The 15,523-nt window shown below is 46.8% G+C and carries 7 protein-coding genes; all 7 read right to left on the bottom strand.

Annotated elements, in window-relative coordinates:
* Positions 1 to 13 precede the first annotated feature (13 nt).
* The 7 genes from KUA48_RS11135 to KUA48_RS11105 are packed head-to-tail and all read right to left on the bottom strand — an operon-like array spanning position 14 to position 15,049.
* Complete coding sequence (locus KUA48_RS11135; RefSeq protein ID WP_218432521.1) at positions 14 to 2,605, bottom strand: glycoside hydrolase family 98 domain-containing protein; 2,592 nt, start codon at positions 2,603 to 2,605, stop codon at positions 14 to 16.
* Positions 2,599 to 4,260, bottom strand: a complete 1,662-nt coding sequence (locus KUA48_RS11130) for an endo-1,4-beta-xylanase (RefSeq protein ID WP_218432520.1) — start codon at positions 4,258 to 4,260, stop codon at positions 2,599 to 2,601. The genes KUA48_RS11135 and KUA48_RS11130 overlap by 7 nt, the downstream gene beginning before the upstream one ends.
* Positions 4,261 to 4,287: 27 nt before the next feature.
* Positions 4,288 to 5,241 (bottom strand): DUF5627 domain-containing protein, encoded by a 954-nt coding sequence (locus tag KUA48_RS11125; protein ID WP_194253013.1) that lies wholly within the window; start codon positions 5,239 to 5,241, stop codon positions 4,288 to 4,290.
* A gap of 23 nt (positions 5,242 to 5,264) precedes the next feature.
* The gene (locus KUA48_RS11120) at positions 5,265 to 7,076 is read right to left on the bottom strand and encodes a RagB/SusD family nutrient uptake outer membrane protein (RefSeq protein WP_153093782.1); all 1,812 of its coding nucleotides are present in this window, start codon (positions 7,074 to 7,076) and stop codon (positions 5,265 to 5,267) included.
* Between the two features lie 51 nt (positions 7,077 to 7,127).
* A complete protein-coding gene (locus KUA48_RS11115) occupies positions 7,128 to 9,977 on the bottom strand; it encodes a SusC/RagA family TonB-linked outer membrane protein (RefSeq protein WP_256624432.1) in 2,850 nt (949 codons plus the stop codon).
* A 49-nt stretch (positions 9,978 to 10,026) separates the two neighbouring features.
* On the bottom strand, positions 10,027 to 11,937 hold the full coding sequence (locus KUA48_RS11110; RefSeq protein WP_153093784.1) for a RagB/SusD family nutrient uptake outer membrane protein: 1,911 nt from the start codon (positions 11,935 to 11,937) through the stop codon (positions 10,027 to 10,029).
* Between the two features lie 13 nt (positions 11,938 to 11,950).
* Positions 11,951 to 15,049: a TonB-dependent receptor gene (locus tag KUA48_RS11105; RefSeq protein WP_153093785.1), complete on the bottom strand. Its 3,099-nt coding sequence runs from the start codon at positions 15,047 to 15,049 to the stop codon at positions 11,951 to 11,953.
* Positions 15,050 to 15,523 lie beyond the last annotated feature (474 nt).

The following is a 15,523-nucleotide window of genomic DNA, read 5'->3' as shown; positions in this document are numbered from 1 at the left end:
TATTAATAACTAGTTATTTATAAATCTTCTCCGTATAGGTTTTGCCGCTACGAAGATAAACTTTCTTGATACTGACACCCTGCTTGGCTGCAGATAAGCGCATGCCCTGCAAGTCGTAATACTCTACATGGTCTATCAGGTCGGCATCGGTGGTTACACCGGCGATACCCGTCAAGGCACCCTTGTAGTTCAGGCGGACGCAATCGAGCACAGCTCTCTTTCCGCTCACATAGTTAACCGTCATATTTCCCTTGACATCAGCGATGTCCATGTCAAACTCCACTTCTGACCATTCCTTGCTGGAAGTAGCATTCTTTGGCAGTGTAACCTGCTTGGTCTGATTACCGCAGATAACCTTGACAACAGCATCACCCATGGAAGCCTGATAACGGATAGCCACCTTGTAATTACCCGGCTTGGTAACAGGAATGTAGCCACGAACGGAAGCCCCCTTCTGGGTACCCAGGTTCAAGCAGCCCTGACCATAGTATCCACGGAAACCGTTGTTCCAAGCATTGCCATAGCAACCAGCTACGTTCTTGTAGTCGAAGTTCTCAAACTCATACTGCATCTCTCCATCGTATGCCTCAGGCACAGCTGGCATCTCGATAACAGAAGGGGTAACATCAGAATCCTTCAACTTGCCCGATGTAGAAGTACCCTTACAATTGATGGTCAACTCCAAAGGACCGTTGTGCTTCACATAAACGATGAACTGAGAGTTCTTCCATTCGCTGGTAACAGTACTTGCAGAGTGGCTGGCATTATCCTTCCAAGAGAAGGTTGGTTCTGCCGTGGCACCCACTACGGTGATGGTATCCACCTGCTGAGCATACTCTGGGAGGTTGGCATCATCAGCCAAAGCAGGATTTCCCTGTGCATAGCGCTTGCCATCTTCCAAACGATAGTTCTGCATGTAGAGGCTCAACTTATCTGAGTTCTCACGCATAAATACCAATGAGTAAGGAGCCAGGTTCATCTTGATCTGGCGACAAGTGTTGTAAGCAGGTTTCAGTGTACCCTTGGCACTACGCTTAGTTGCTGGGAAATCACGATAGAACGTCTGTCCATGCAAAGGAGTTGCGAGGTTCACATGCTTCTCATCATACTGATATGGATTGTAGCAAACCCAAGCATTCTCATGACGAGCAGCATAGATATCACCTGTATACTCCTGCTTGAAGAGCTTGTTGAGATAAGCCTTCTTGCTATTTACATTGTTCCAAGTGCTGTTGCTGGCATAATCCTTGGCTGTAACGGCAACGGTTAGTTTCTTAGCCTCATCATCCAAGAGGTCGTAAACTACAGGAATGGCAGGATAGCGACCTGTGCTCTTCAACCACCAACGGTTATTGAGAGGAGCATTCTCAGCATTCCACTGAGTGCCACCATAGTCTTGCTCATTACGATAAACTCCATCATACAAACCCTGAGGAGAAACGTATGGTTCCATCTCGTTCTTACTTGAGTTAATATCTTTAGGAGTTACATCATTCTTCACACAGATTTTGGTGCGTTCTATCACCTCACTGCGGGTAGGAATACGGATAGTTCCATCAAGAATCTTGCGGAACATATCAATGTTGATGTTCTTGAAGTGAGGGAACCAGCCCCAGTTGCGATGTGTATAGCCATCAGCTGTCTTTGTGGTTGCTATCTCACGAGAATCCTCCAATGGAATGGTCTCAGGACCATCAATCACAGTCTCACCAGTCAAAGCCACATGCTCCAAGATAGGAATGGCACCACAAGCCTTCGGGAAGTCGTTGAAGTAATTAGACAAAGTTTTGCCGTTAGAATCTTTAATCTCATTACCATTTTCATCCACCTTGGTGGTCTCCTCAAACCATCCGCAGGCATCGAAACGGATACCATACTGTCCGGCATATCCACCAAGATAAGCACCGAGACAGTTGCTCTCAATATCGAAGAAACCATTCTTCATGGTGTACTTCTCGCAGCAGATGAAGTGATCCTTGTCTTCTGTCAAGAGGCGGTTCATCTCCGCATTACGCTTCATGTAAGCCACAGGCATCATGTTGGCAGAATAAACAGACTGGGTGAAGCTCACTACCAAATAGCCACCATACTGATGACAGAGTTTCATAATCTTAGTAAAGAGATCCAAACGAGTCAAGAAAGAAGGATTGGTTACCGTTCCATTCTCACGCTCGCGCGTCTCTCCAAATCCCCAGAACTGCTCAGCGAAATTCCAACCCAAAAAGTTAGGATATTGCTTGAAGTATCGCTCGTAGATTTCCATGTCGTCATCGGCGAAGGCACTGCAAGCACCACTGGCACACTGAATCATGGTCCAGACACGGTTCTCGGCGCATACCTTCATCCAGGAGTCGCATACCTTCTCGCCATCAGGACAGGTAGCCTCGGTGGCAGAGAGCGAGAGGTTGAATATCACGTAAGGCTTGATGTCTTCCGGTACCATATTGATGATGGCTTGCGGATTCGGAGAATTCCATGTGTCGATATGGATAATCCATGCCGGCTGGGATGGCGAGATAACTCTTCGCAGGGCAGGCCCGTCATGAGCCTGCGCCACTGCGAATGTCAGTATCCCAAAAATAAATATAAATAATCTTCTTACCATTTTATTTCTGTTTTCTGAAGTCCATTAACCACACCCACGTAAGTAGGTAGGCGATTGAAATGATTCCACAATCCTACACCCGTAGTGCCCTGATTGATAGTAGAGAAAGATACCCCATAGAGTTTGTCGCCCAACACATCCTGTGCCTTGTTCAGGATATAGGCATAGAGTTCAGCCATTCCCTTGTAATCCTCGAATGTAGCCATGCTCTGATCGGCTACTGTTCCGTTGGCATCAGCCAGGTATACGTTCATATCAGAAAGACGAATCTCCAGACCTGATGCTTTCAGCGTAGCAAGAAGATTGTCGATATTCGCCTTAGCTTCTGCCACAGAACTGCTATTGTATGGCACGTCGAGCTTCACATCGATGCCTTCAATCTGTGCACCAGCTTCATTCCACTGCCTGATGTAGTTGATGGCAGCCTCGGTCTTCTCGGCATCCGTCAGCAGATTTTCTTCACTGTAGAACAGTTTGGCATCTGCCTTCTTTGAATGGATTTCCTTGCATACATCAGCCACCCAGTTCTCATCCAGATAGTCGTTAGGATAGAATTCATCAGTAGCTCCCATGTTCTCTGAAGACTTCAGAGAGTAGAAGAGATCTTCTATCAGGTTAGAAGCCACATTCCATGCCTGCACCTTGTCTCCATAGTTCTGCATAACGGAATCAACGTAAGCAAACATAGCCTTCTTTACATCAGCAGCCTTCTCTTCTACAGGACGAGGTTTATAATAACCCGGCTTCTGATATGGAGCGTAAATATCAATATTGTCAACATACACCTGCTGAGGAACAGCTGCCTGACCAATTACCAGAGAAATATTGGAAGATTTCATATCATCTGCATCAAAGGCCTCAGTAAAGTCAATCTTTGACAAATCCACCATGAATGTTTCCCAAGTCTTAGCCTTGGTAGGAACACCGAAGTTTCTCAGTTCCTTGGCTTTGTCACCCACCTTTACTCTGATAACCACATTCTTCTTGACATTTGATGAATAATAATCAAAGGAGATGGTCTTGATAGTAGACAGCGAAGCTCCTTCAGGTAGATTCACTGGGAACTCGATGAACTTGGCAGCCTTCTTGTTGAAGAGCGACTTTCCGTTTTTTCCTGTCGGATCCTTTGCCACTTTGGAATTCGTGTCAGTTCCGAAGACATCACCGATGGCACTGCTTTCGAAATCAAACTTCTGATGGAGATCCACATTCTCACCATCTACCCAAATATCCTTAGTTGCCTCTTTCATCACGGTCAAATTCCATGCGTTAGGTGCAAAAAGGGAAGCTGTAGGAACGAGTCCTGCGGCAATAGCAGCACCAACTTCATCTTTTGAAGCATCGGCACTGACCGTACCATCATCAGCAACCACAGCAGCATGGGAGAAGCCATCTACGACATTCACTTCATTGAAGTTGGCCAAAACGGTACTAAAGCTAGTATTGGCAGCTTTCAAATCTGCAATGGTCAAGTTAGCTCCCAGCTTCATACCCGTATAGTTCTTCAGAACTTCATAACCTCTGGTAAGGTCAGCCATCGCAACGCTTTCAGGCTTATTGCCGGCAGCGTAGCTTGTATCGAAGTCCTCCGCACAACCAGTGAGCAGCATGGAAGCTGCTGCACTGGCCAAGAGGATATTATGTATTTTTTTCATAATTCTGATATCAAATTAAAAATGTTCTTACCGCTCAGGAGTGAAAGTCTGGAATCCAATACCACGATTGCGGACCACCATGGTATCTGTGGTTTCAACCGTACCCAAGGCATCGCTCTTGATGTTGTAGTTCAAATAGAGTGTGTTGCGTTTAAACTCGCCCAAAAGCTGGTCGTTCTTGACAAACTTACCATTACCCGAAACCTGAACTCCGTCACTACCGGAAGAGATGGTGCAATCATCACCGTTGAAGGTCATCAGCACGTTCACCTGATGGCTTTTGCCACTAGCATCCTTCACTTCCACAGTCATCTGTGCCTTGTACAAGCCTTTGGTCACCACCTTGATTACCTCAGCCTTCTCAATATATGGATAAGCACGGTGAGATTCCTTGCCGTTGCTCACATCCTTACCCTTGCGAAGATAAGTGGCAGTCCAAGGATTGACGAACTTCACAAGGCAGAATGTAGTATTCTTCGACTCCAGCACCTTGTCAACTCCCTGAGCCTTGGTCAGCTTCACAGGAATTACGTAGCCCTGCTCATAGCTCTTGTCATCGTTGAAGAACGCATCAGTAAGCTTCACTCTTACGCCTCCCATCTGCTGTCCCTTGGCAATGACAAACTGGTTAGGGTTCTCTATCTCATAGTAAGTGGATGGCATCATCTGGATGGCAGCGCCATTGATTTTATAGCCATCACAAAGACTGGCATCAGATATATAATCCACGGTAACGTCATTGTTGTTGCCATAACCACCGGCACAGTAGGCCTTGATGTTGATGATGTGGTTGTTATCGTCGGTAAGGTCAGCTTCCTGATCCTCACCCAGCTCCACGGTGCGCACATAACCAGCATTGGCAAAATAGACAGCAGTTTCTCCGTCATATCCAAATTCCTTGTTACCGCTCTCGCAGGAAGCGGTCATCAACAAAGTCATGGCAGCAATGCCTATTGTATTTAATAACTTAAAACTTTTCATTTTCATTATCATTTTTAACTGGTTTATTTCCATCCCTTGTTCTGATGGAGATTAGAGTACTTCAATGCTTCTGAATATGGAATATAACCATAGTTCATATAGCTATCGAAATGGCGCTCTTCTACATTTGGCAAGATGGTAAACGTATCGTTGTTCCAATCGATGCCCTGTACAGAAGTAAGCTTGTCCAACTGGTTCCAGCGGCGCAAATCCCAGAAGCGGAATCCCTCGAAGCAAAGCTCCAGGCGGCGCTCGTTGCGAATCAGCTCACGCATCTTAGCCTGGTCGCCCGCACACTCGTCGAGATAAGTATCATCTGTCAAACCTGCACGGTGGCGGATTGCCTTGATCACATCGTATGCTGAGTAAGCATGTGTGCCAGGGTTCTTAGGTCCCCAAGCCTCATTGGCAGCCTCAGCATAATCGAGGAAGAACTCGGTGAAACGTGCCTTGCAGCTATACTTGGTTACCTTAGATGTGCTGCTAGGATTACAGTTGGCAGTCATGCGCAACATCTTCTTCATATAGTAACCGGTGCGGGTAGAAGCATCACGGCGGCCGATACCGTCATCGCCCGAAGAACTACCCGTCTTGATTACCTTGTTTTCAACTCCCGCTGTGGCTCCATTATAGATAATGTATTTAGCCAGACGAGGGTCACGGTTGGCGTATGGATTACTCTCATCATATTCACTGCGTGCATCGGTGATAGGATAACCCTTGGCATCAGGGAAGGCATCTACCAGATTCTGGGTAGGATTGGTTCTGCCGTTTCCGTAGAGTGATGGAGGGAAATTGTTCTTCTCGTCATCAATCTCTTCTGCATTTCTGGTACTGCGCCAGATGATTTCAGGAGGATTGGAACCATTCTTCAAGTTTTTCATCTCATCATCGTTGTCGTAGTAGGTAAGACCTGTTTTAGGCAAACCAGATGGACCGCCTACATAGTCAACCACCTCGGCAGCTGCATCTGCAGCCTGTGCCCAGGTTACATTGTTCTGGGCAGGATCCTGGAAGGCTGGACTTGCAGCGAGCAGCAGGGTACGAGCCTTGATGGCACGCAGAATCAGTCCGTTAATCAGCTGGCGTGCATTCTCGCCCATCACCTTATTATATATACCCATCTTGCCATCCTTGACAGATGTTACCTCAGGCACATTCAGGATATCATCATACTTGGCTGGCACCTTGTCGTCGCTTGTCACTGGCTCATAATCCATAGGCAACAGCTTGTCAGCCTTCTCGATGTTCGCCAGGATGAAATCCACATGCTCCTGGAATGTCTTGCGAGGCTGGTTGAAATCAGCATCCGTACCTACAAATCCGTCAAAGAGCTGTGTGCCGAGCAACTTTCCTTCATTGTCAAATCCGGCATGGGCACGAAGCAGATAATAGGCATGGGTAGCCAGAAGGCCGTATGCCTCACCTGTAAGGCGTCGTTGCATCAGCTTGTTCTCATTGGCATTCTTCAGGAACCCGATGTTCGAAATGTTTGAGTTCAGGAAGATATGCAAATACTGCATGGAAGACAAGTCGTTGTTCCAGCGGCCCGTAGGGTCCCAACTCTGAACGGTCCATGAGCCTGTGGCATACTTAGACCAGTTGGCTCCCTTCTCATTCGTCACGGCATCATCCGTCGCTACATCCGTACCTGTGCCCACCTCGTAGTTTGGCAAGTTACGGTAAGCGGTGAGCACGAAGCCCTTGGCCATGATAGGATCATTCTCCATCTCATTGATGTCCTTCATGTTTTCTGCAGCAGGAGTAAAGACATCATCACATGCTGTCAACAATGCCGCAGAAGCCAATATCATGAATATATTTCTTAATTTCATAATTCTTTATTGTCTAATTTTTCAATATCTAAGATATGATTTCATCAGCCTTTAGAACATCATCTTCAAGCCCAGGTTGTAGAAACGGCACTGTGGTGAACCATAGCTGGTCTCCATATACTTGCGATGCTTGCTGATGGTGAGAAGGCTCTCGCCCAATACGTAAACACTCATACCCTTCACTACCTTGTTCTCAAACCACTCTTTTGGCATATTGTAGGTCAGCTGCACCTTGTTGAGGTTGAAGCAGTCTGTGCTGTAAAGCCAGAAGTTTGAGTTGCGGAAGTTGTTGGTATTGTCCTTGGCTGTCAAACGTGGATAAGTAGCAGTCTCGGCTGTCTCAGGTGTCCAGCGTCCACGAACCACAGAGGTATATTTCTTCTGGTTGTAAATCCAGTCGTTGCTCTTGAATGCCTTGGCACCCATCTGACCGGTACCGGCGATGAAGAGGGTAAACTGCTTCCAGTTCAAGGTGATGTTTACACCATAGAAGAAAGGAGTTGCACTCCATCCATACTTACCCATCACCTGCTGGTCGTTGCTGTCAATCTTGCCGTCGCCGTTGATGTCCTTGTACTTCAGGTCACCAGCCTTGATTTCACCGAAGGTATGGTTTGGCACGAAGTTAGGATCGTCCTTGTCGAGGTTTGCCTTCATGTGGTCTACGTCTTCCTGTGTGAAGAAGCCTTCGCAAACATATCCGCGCATCACGTCGAGAGCCTGACCCTGTGCGTTCATGTAGCTATATTCGTTTTTCTCCTCACGCTTGTTAACCTTTGAGTCGAACACCATACCTGTGAGTCCGAGCTGTGCCTTCACCTTGCCGATGTTCTTCTTGAAGTTTACGGCGAAGTCGAAGCCCTGTCGCAAATCCTCGTTGTAGTTCAGGGAGGTGATGAAAGAACCGTCATTATTCATCCATGAAGGATAGATGGTAGCAGTTCCCGCAGTAAGCAAGCCCGAAGTAAGCTGATGGAAATAGTTCATGTCGAAACTTACGGTTCCGTTGAGGAGTGAGCCCTCCAGACCTACTCTCCATTCCTTACGCTTCACGAAATCAAGACCGTAGTTGCTACCACGCTTAGAGAGTGTGGTGTTAGTTCCGTTGCCACCACCTTCGTTCCAGGTGTACCAGCCACCCTTCACATCATAGTATCCCTGGTAGAGATAATAATCTGAGATATCTATGTCCTGGTTGAGCACAGAGTAAGAAGCGTTCAGCTTCAGATCATCGAAGCAAGGAAGTGCATCCTTGAACCATTTCTCCTGACCGATTCTCCAACCCAGTGTTCCTGATGGAGAAAGAGCGTTGCGATGACCCTCTGCCAACTTGGATGAGTGAACCAGAGCACCGCCAAATTCTGCGTAGTACTTCTGAGCATAATTGTAGGCTGCTCGAAGGGCAAGGTTGGCATTGGTGGTGCGGTGGTAAGAAGAACCCTTTACACCAGATGAGCTCTCATGATTCTCGTCCACGGAATTCGACTTGGAGTAACCCCAGCCAGCCAAAGTAGCATTTACGTTGTGCACACCGCCAAAGGTGTTCTTATAGTCAAACTGAGCACGGAAGGTGGTGTTCTGGTAATATTTGGCTGCACCGATATATTCGGTCGTACTACTTGATTCCTTACCATATTTCTTCAGGTCGATAATCATGTCCTGTCCGTTCACATTTGCCCAGGTAGGCTCGTAAACGGCATAGTCGAGCTTGTAAGCCTCAGAGTAGTTGTTCCAGTAATCGATGCTGAAAGCTGTCTCGAAGCTCAATCCCTTGACCCACTGATCGAAGTCGGCTTTCACACCCACATCAAAGTTGAAGGTACGGGAGTGATTCTTCACGTAGCCGGCAGCAAGCGCATCACCAAAGAAAGTAGACTGGTTATCGTTGTTTCCACCCAGCAGATACTGACCATCGAGCACGTGGAATTTTGAGCCAGCTATCATCTGCTGCAAGGCTGAATTGTTAGCATCCATCATGGAGATTGGCAACAGGCCGGAATACCAGTTAGGACGAACGCTGGTAGCTGTTGACCAGTAGTCCTCAGGACGTCCACGATAGTTGTCCGAGATGTTGATGCCTACATTTACATAAGCCCCCAGCCAGTCGGTGATGGTAGCATCAATGTTAGAACGCACGCGGAAGGAATTGTCCTTGTCCTTCTTGTGCTCGCCAAACTTCACCAGGCTGTTGTTGTAGGTCATGCCCAGGTTGGCATAGTATCTGGCAAATTTGCTACCGCCCTTCACTTCCATCGTAGCATCCGTACGGTTGTTGAACTTGCGCAGGTAGTCACTGCTGTAGAAGTCCATATCCGGATAGCGGTAAGGATTCGTACCTATAGCCGTATTGTAGATCTGCTCCTTAGAGTATTTCAGCGGCTGTGTAGGGTCATCATTGGTCATCGCCTCGTTATAGAGCGACATATACTCAGCCGCACCCAGATATTCAGGATAAGCCTTAGGTGTATAGATGCCCGTATTGACGGTGGCGGCGATGCTCAATGGCTGCACCTTACCACGCTTGGTAGTAATGAGGATTACGCCCTTGGCAGCCTTGGCACCATAGAGTACTACGGCAGAAGCGCCCTTGAGCACGGTAACCTTCTCCACCTCGGTGGCATTGACGGTGCTGGCCTCACGGGGAGCTCCATCTACGAGAACAAGTGCACCCTGTCCCCAAACATTTCCGTTATAACCACTGATGAGCGACTGAAGATCATTGAGTGCATTGGCGCTGTAGTCCTTTTTCAGCAGCTCTTCGACATTCACCTCGCTGACACCGCCCATCAGGTCGGCCTTGGAAACCTGACCGAAAGCCACGTTTACCTTGGTAGTGTCAGCCATTTCCTGGGCGCTTGCCACACCACTGGCGACTAGCATGGAAGCTAGCGCCAATGACATTCTCTTATTAAATATATTATGTTTCATAATAAATTCTCGAATTGTTTAATTATTCCCAACCAGGGTTCTGAGAGAACTCAGGATACATCTTTACATCCTTTCTCAGGAATGGGAACCAGTAATGCTTTGAAGTAAACTTACGGGTAATCAATGGCTCCTCCTTCAGGTTGAGCACGTGATTTTTCTTTGGATCGTCGTAGCGGTCAACATCCTTCTGGTCGGGTGCACGGTCGAAGTAAACAGCCATCTTCTGGGTGTAAGGAGCCTTGTCTATCAGGAGCCAGCGGCGAAGGTCGGTGAAACGGTGTCCCTCGAAAGCCAACTCTACGGCACGCTCACGGCGAAGCTCGCTCATAAAACCATCCAGATTGGTAAGATACTCATCAGCAATATTATCCACATGCGCACGGTTGCGGACGATGTTCACGGCATCCACGGCACTCAGATTGAATGCCTGGCTTGATGCCTTGTAGCCATAACTCTGAGCCACCGACTCGGCATACATCAGATAAACATCAGCCAGACGAATCATACTCAAGAGTACGCGGATCATCTTATTACGTTCACCACCATCATCAAATCGATTACGGTATGGATCACAGAACTTCTTCAGGCAATATCCCGTAAAGCAGTCCTTGGAAGGTGTTGCCGTACGATACTTTCCTCCCGTATAAAGAGAAGCATACTGCACATCTGCATCTTGTCCTGCACTCTTCACACACTTCACACCATCATAGATGAAGAGATCGTAGAAGCGAGGGTCACGGTTCTTGAACGGATATTCCGGATCATAGCCGCTGTCGGCATCCTTCTTCGTGATGTCCTTGATAGGCTTACCATTTGCCATACCGAAGTAATCCACATAGTTGGCTGTAGGATAAACCTTGATACCACCTGCAATAAGGCTGGTAGGACGGTAGTCTGTCACCTGATTCCAGAGCCAGTTGTTGTTACTTGAATTCTCGTAGAAGATAGCCTCCTTCTCACCTGGAATCTTGTATCCCTGATCATAGGTATAGAAGATGTTCATGTAATTTTCATAAGAAGACAGCTGGTAAAGTCCTGTTTCCTTGTTGATCTTCAAAGCCTCGCCGAATGCCTCAGCAGCCTTCTGGCAATACTCCTTATTATATCCGTTAACATTCTTGAAGTCAGGATTCTCCTTGCTTACTTCATTCATCAGCGGCGAACCAGCCCACAGATAATTCTTACCCAGGAAGCAGAGAGCAGCAATCTTGTTAGGACGGAACTTGTTCTTGCCCACTGTCTGCTTACCCACGGTAGTCTTATCCCAATCTACAGGCAACAACTCAACAGCCTTCTTGAAGTCTTCGGCAGCCTTGTCGGCACATGCCTGATAGGTGAGGCGCGGATAGTTGAACACGGCATCAGATGGAATCAGGAAGTCGATATATGGAATACCGCCCCAATACTGCATAATCTGGAAATGGAAGAATGCACGGAAGAAATAGAGCTGACCTGCAATCAGGTTCTTCTCTTCCTGGGTAGCATCTACCAGATTACCCAGATTTTCCAAGCCCAGGTTGGTGGTATAGATTCCCTGCCAGCACATACCCCAGAGACGACCCTTGGAATCGCGGTTCACATCATTACCGCTGTTCAGGTCGATGCCCGAATGGAATGGGGAATACTGCACCTCGTCCCATGCCCAATAGTTTCCCTGGTCGATGGCATTAGTGAGCATACGGGTCTCTGATGGCTGCCAATATTCATCCTCACCATAGTTCCAGCAGCCATGATACCAGGATGTAGAGGCAAGACCAGGGATGTCATTGTAGCACTGCTCCAAGAAACCCTGAAAGTTGGTATAATTCTTATATGGCTCCGTTGGGGCAATATCACTGCCCGGTGCCTTGTCAAGGTAATCAGTACATGATACTGAAGAGAGAGACAGGGCTGCCGCAAACAGCAATGTATATATTTTATTAAACTTTTTCATATTTACGATTCATTTAAAATGTCAGGTCGAAACCTAAGTTAAATCTGCGTACGGTTGGATAAGCTCCATTTGCTGAGTTGCCGCTGAAGTTATTCTCACGGTCATCCGGCATATTGGTCCAGAGCAGCAAGTTGTCACCATTCAGATATACACGGAGTGAATTCAAGTGCATTCGTTTCACCCAAGCACCCCTGAAGGTATAAGCTATCTCGGCATTCTTCAGGCGCAGGAAAGCACCGTCATAGAAGTAGCGTGTACCGGCATTTCCATCGTCTGCCACAGTGGTCCAACGTGGCAAAGACAACTCTCCACCCTGATTGGATGCCGTGAAGTAAGAACCCTCCTTGAAGGCAATGTGGGTTTCACGCTCAAAGGTTGGGAAGTTCACCTCGCGGGTAACATTGGTTACACCATAGAACTGTACCGTTACACTCAAACCCTTCCACTCTGCTCCCAATGTAGTACTGAAGGTATTCTCTGGAATAGAGGTGTACTGATAAGGTGCCTTGTCATCTGCTGTAATCTGACCATCTGCATTGAAGTCGGAAATGATGGCATCACCCGTATATTTCTCAGAATCATGGCTACCAAAAGTTGGTACGGCATAGAGATCATCCCAGTTGCTGATAAAACCATGATCAATGTAACTATGGTTCTGACCGATGGCATAACCCGCCTTGTTCAGATAACTTGCCTGAAGCTTTGGGTCATCAGCAAACTTAATCTCGTTGGTAGCATGGGTCATATTGAAGTTTGCCCATGTACGCAGATTCTTGTTCCATGCCTTGTTCACCTTCAGGCTCAACTCGTAACCCTTGGCATCCACCGAACCAGCATTGGCAACCGTGTAGCTCATACCATAGTAAGAAGGAATGGAACGGGTGGTTAAGAGCACATCGGTACGCTTGTCGCTAAATACATCCAGCGAACCGGTAAGCAATCCACCCAGGAATCCAAAGTCGAAACCCAGGTTGCGCTTCTCTGATGTCTCCCAACGCACGTTAGGGTTTCCGATGCGGGTAAGGCGATATATAGTATAAGGTGAATCATAAGTATTATCACCACCCAGATAGGTCTTACCACCATAGGAATACTGGTCGGAATAGAGATAAGAACCTCCGGTAGAATCATCACCGATGCGACCCCAGGATGCACGCACCTTAAACATATCTACATATTTCCTGATGTTCTTCATGAATGGCTCCTCGGTGATAGTCCAACCGAGAGAAGCTGATGGGAAGAACTTGAAGCGATAGTCGGGACCAAACTTCTCAGAACCGTTGTAGCATCCGTTCAACTCGAGCATGTAGCGCATCGCATAGTTGTATGTGGCACGGAACACCCAGTCTTCACGATAATGCTTGAAAGAAGAACCGCTGGCATATTCGTTGCGGTTGAATACACCCATTGCACCCACTTCATGATTGCCGAACTTGCGGTTCCAGTCGAGCTGAGCCAGATAGTAGAGACGGCGATAAGTGGCACCCGTATTTACCCTACCACCATTGACGGTCCAAGCCACAGACTCATGGTAATCCTCGCTCTGGTCATAGGAAACTGAGCCATCATCAGGGTTAATCCACTTCAGCTGCGGATCCATATACTGGTCGCTGATACCACGCTTCTCCTCTACCATCGTATTGTCAAGAGAAACCTTGGCTACAAACTTCAGACCCTTGGTCAGGAAATCGAGTTTCTGGGTAAGAATAAAGTCGGTGGTAATCTGTGTATTGGTACGATTCTCCACACCGCTTCGGGCAAGACTCATCACAGAGTTAGGACAGTCGGCCTTACGTGGTGCATAGTATCCATAAGTACCATCAGAATAAATAGGACGCATCGCATCTGGAGCTGCATGATAAACAGAAGCCCAATAAGCACTGGAATCACTCGCCTTGTCCCAAGGGAAATGGCGGACACCGTTACTACCGAAAAGGTTGGTAGAGAACTGAGTGGTCTTGGTCAGGTTGAAGTCCAGGTTGGCACGCATGTTAATACGGTTATAGCCGAAACCAGACTTATAGCCACGACCGCTGGTGAAGTCCTTGAACAGGTCACCTTCGTGAGAGAAGTCAATAGCTGCAAAATATTTCACGAGTTTGGTACCTCCCGAAACATCCACGCTGGCATTGTAAGACATGGCTGTGTTGTTGAACAGTTCCTTCTGCCAATCCACGTTAGGATAGCGGTCCCATTCCTCAGCATTAGCAGGGTTACGATACTTGTCAATAATAGCCATTGGCTTGTAAGAACCCCAGGATTTTTCGTCGCTGATGTTCAGCTCGCGCTCTACCACTCTATTCAGAAGACGGAATGTATCGTAAGAATCATATTTCTCAGGCAACTTGGAAACCACCTTCATGGTAGCATTCGCCTTCACGTGTACGGCAGCCTTACCTTCCTTACCACGCTTGGTAGTAATGAGGATGACACCATTACCACCCTTCACACCATAAACGGCAGTGGCAGAAGCATCCTTCAATACGGAGATGCTCTCTACTGAAGAAAGGTCAACGGTGTTCATGGCACGCTCCACACCATCCACGAGAACGAGAGGGTCGTTGGAACCGTTGATAGAAGTCTGCGTACGGATCACGATCTTAGGATCTTCCTCACCTGGCATACCCGTAGAAGAGAAAGTAACGACACCTGGAAGATTACCTGTCAGTGCCTGACCCAAAGAAGAAACTCCGGCATGACGATTCAAGGTTTTCGCATCTGTCTGTGCAATAGAGCCGACAACAGAGGCTTTCTTCTGCTGACCATAACCAACCACTACTACCTCGCCCAATGTATTGTCATCAGTCAAGGTAATTTTAAACTGTCTTTTCTTACCTACTTTAATCGTTTTAGATTCCATACCGATATAGGTAATGACAAGGGATGAATTTTCAGAAGGTACTGCAATCTGAAAGTTACCATCCATGTCGGAGATGACACCCGAAGTGGCATCACCCTTCACTTTCACAGTAGCACCAATCAGTGGCTCTCCTGTGCCGTCAACAATACTACCCTTCACGGTAATCTTCTGGGCTTGTGCGTTCAAGCTGCAGAAGGCTCCCACGAGGCATAGAGCTGCTGTCCGTTTAAATGTAAACACTTGTTCAATCATGTTGTATCATTTTAATTAAGTTTGTTTCTAGGTGTTATTACTTCTTGGTTAAAGAACACGGCTGCAAAGGTAGAAAACTGTCATGAGAACGTATTTTCTTGATGTTCCAATTGTTTCATCTCTTGTTACAGCACACCGTAACTAACACATTTTCTGCATTTTAAGATAAACTAAAAAAAAGAAACATGTTATAACACAAAAAAATGGCGCATATCACTATGCACCATTCTCGTGAACAATTTAACCTGTTTCACAACAGTCTTGCAGTTCATCAATATGAACTGTTTTTCTTTATATAAAAGCATAAATCTAAAAATAAATATCTTATGATTATATATACTGCAAAATTACTACAAAACTCAAAAATACTGTTTGGCAGATGTTCCAAAATATTTGCATGATAACACATAATAAAGAAAAAGACCCAAAAATAAAAAGATGACCTCACGTTTTGCGAGGCCATCTTTCACATTT

This window comes from Segatella copri, assembly GCF_019249795.2.
Lineage (GTDB): Bacteria > Bacteroidota > Bacteroidia > Bacteroidales > Bacteroidaceae > Prevotella > Prevotella copri_B.
This window is presented reverse-complemented; position numbering and strand designations above follow the sequence as displayed.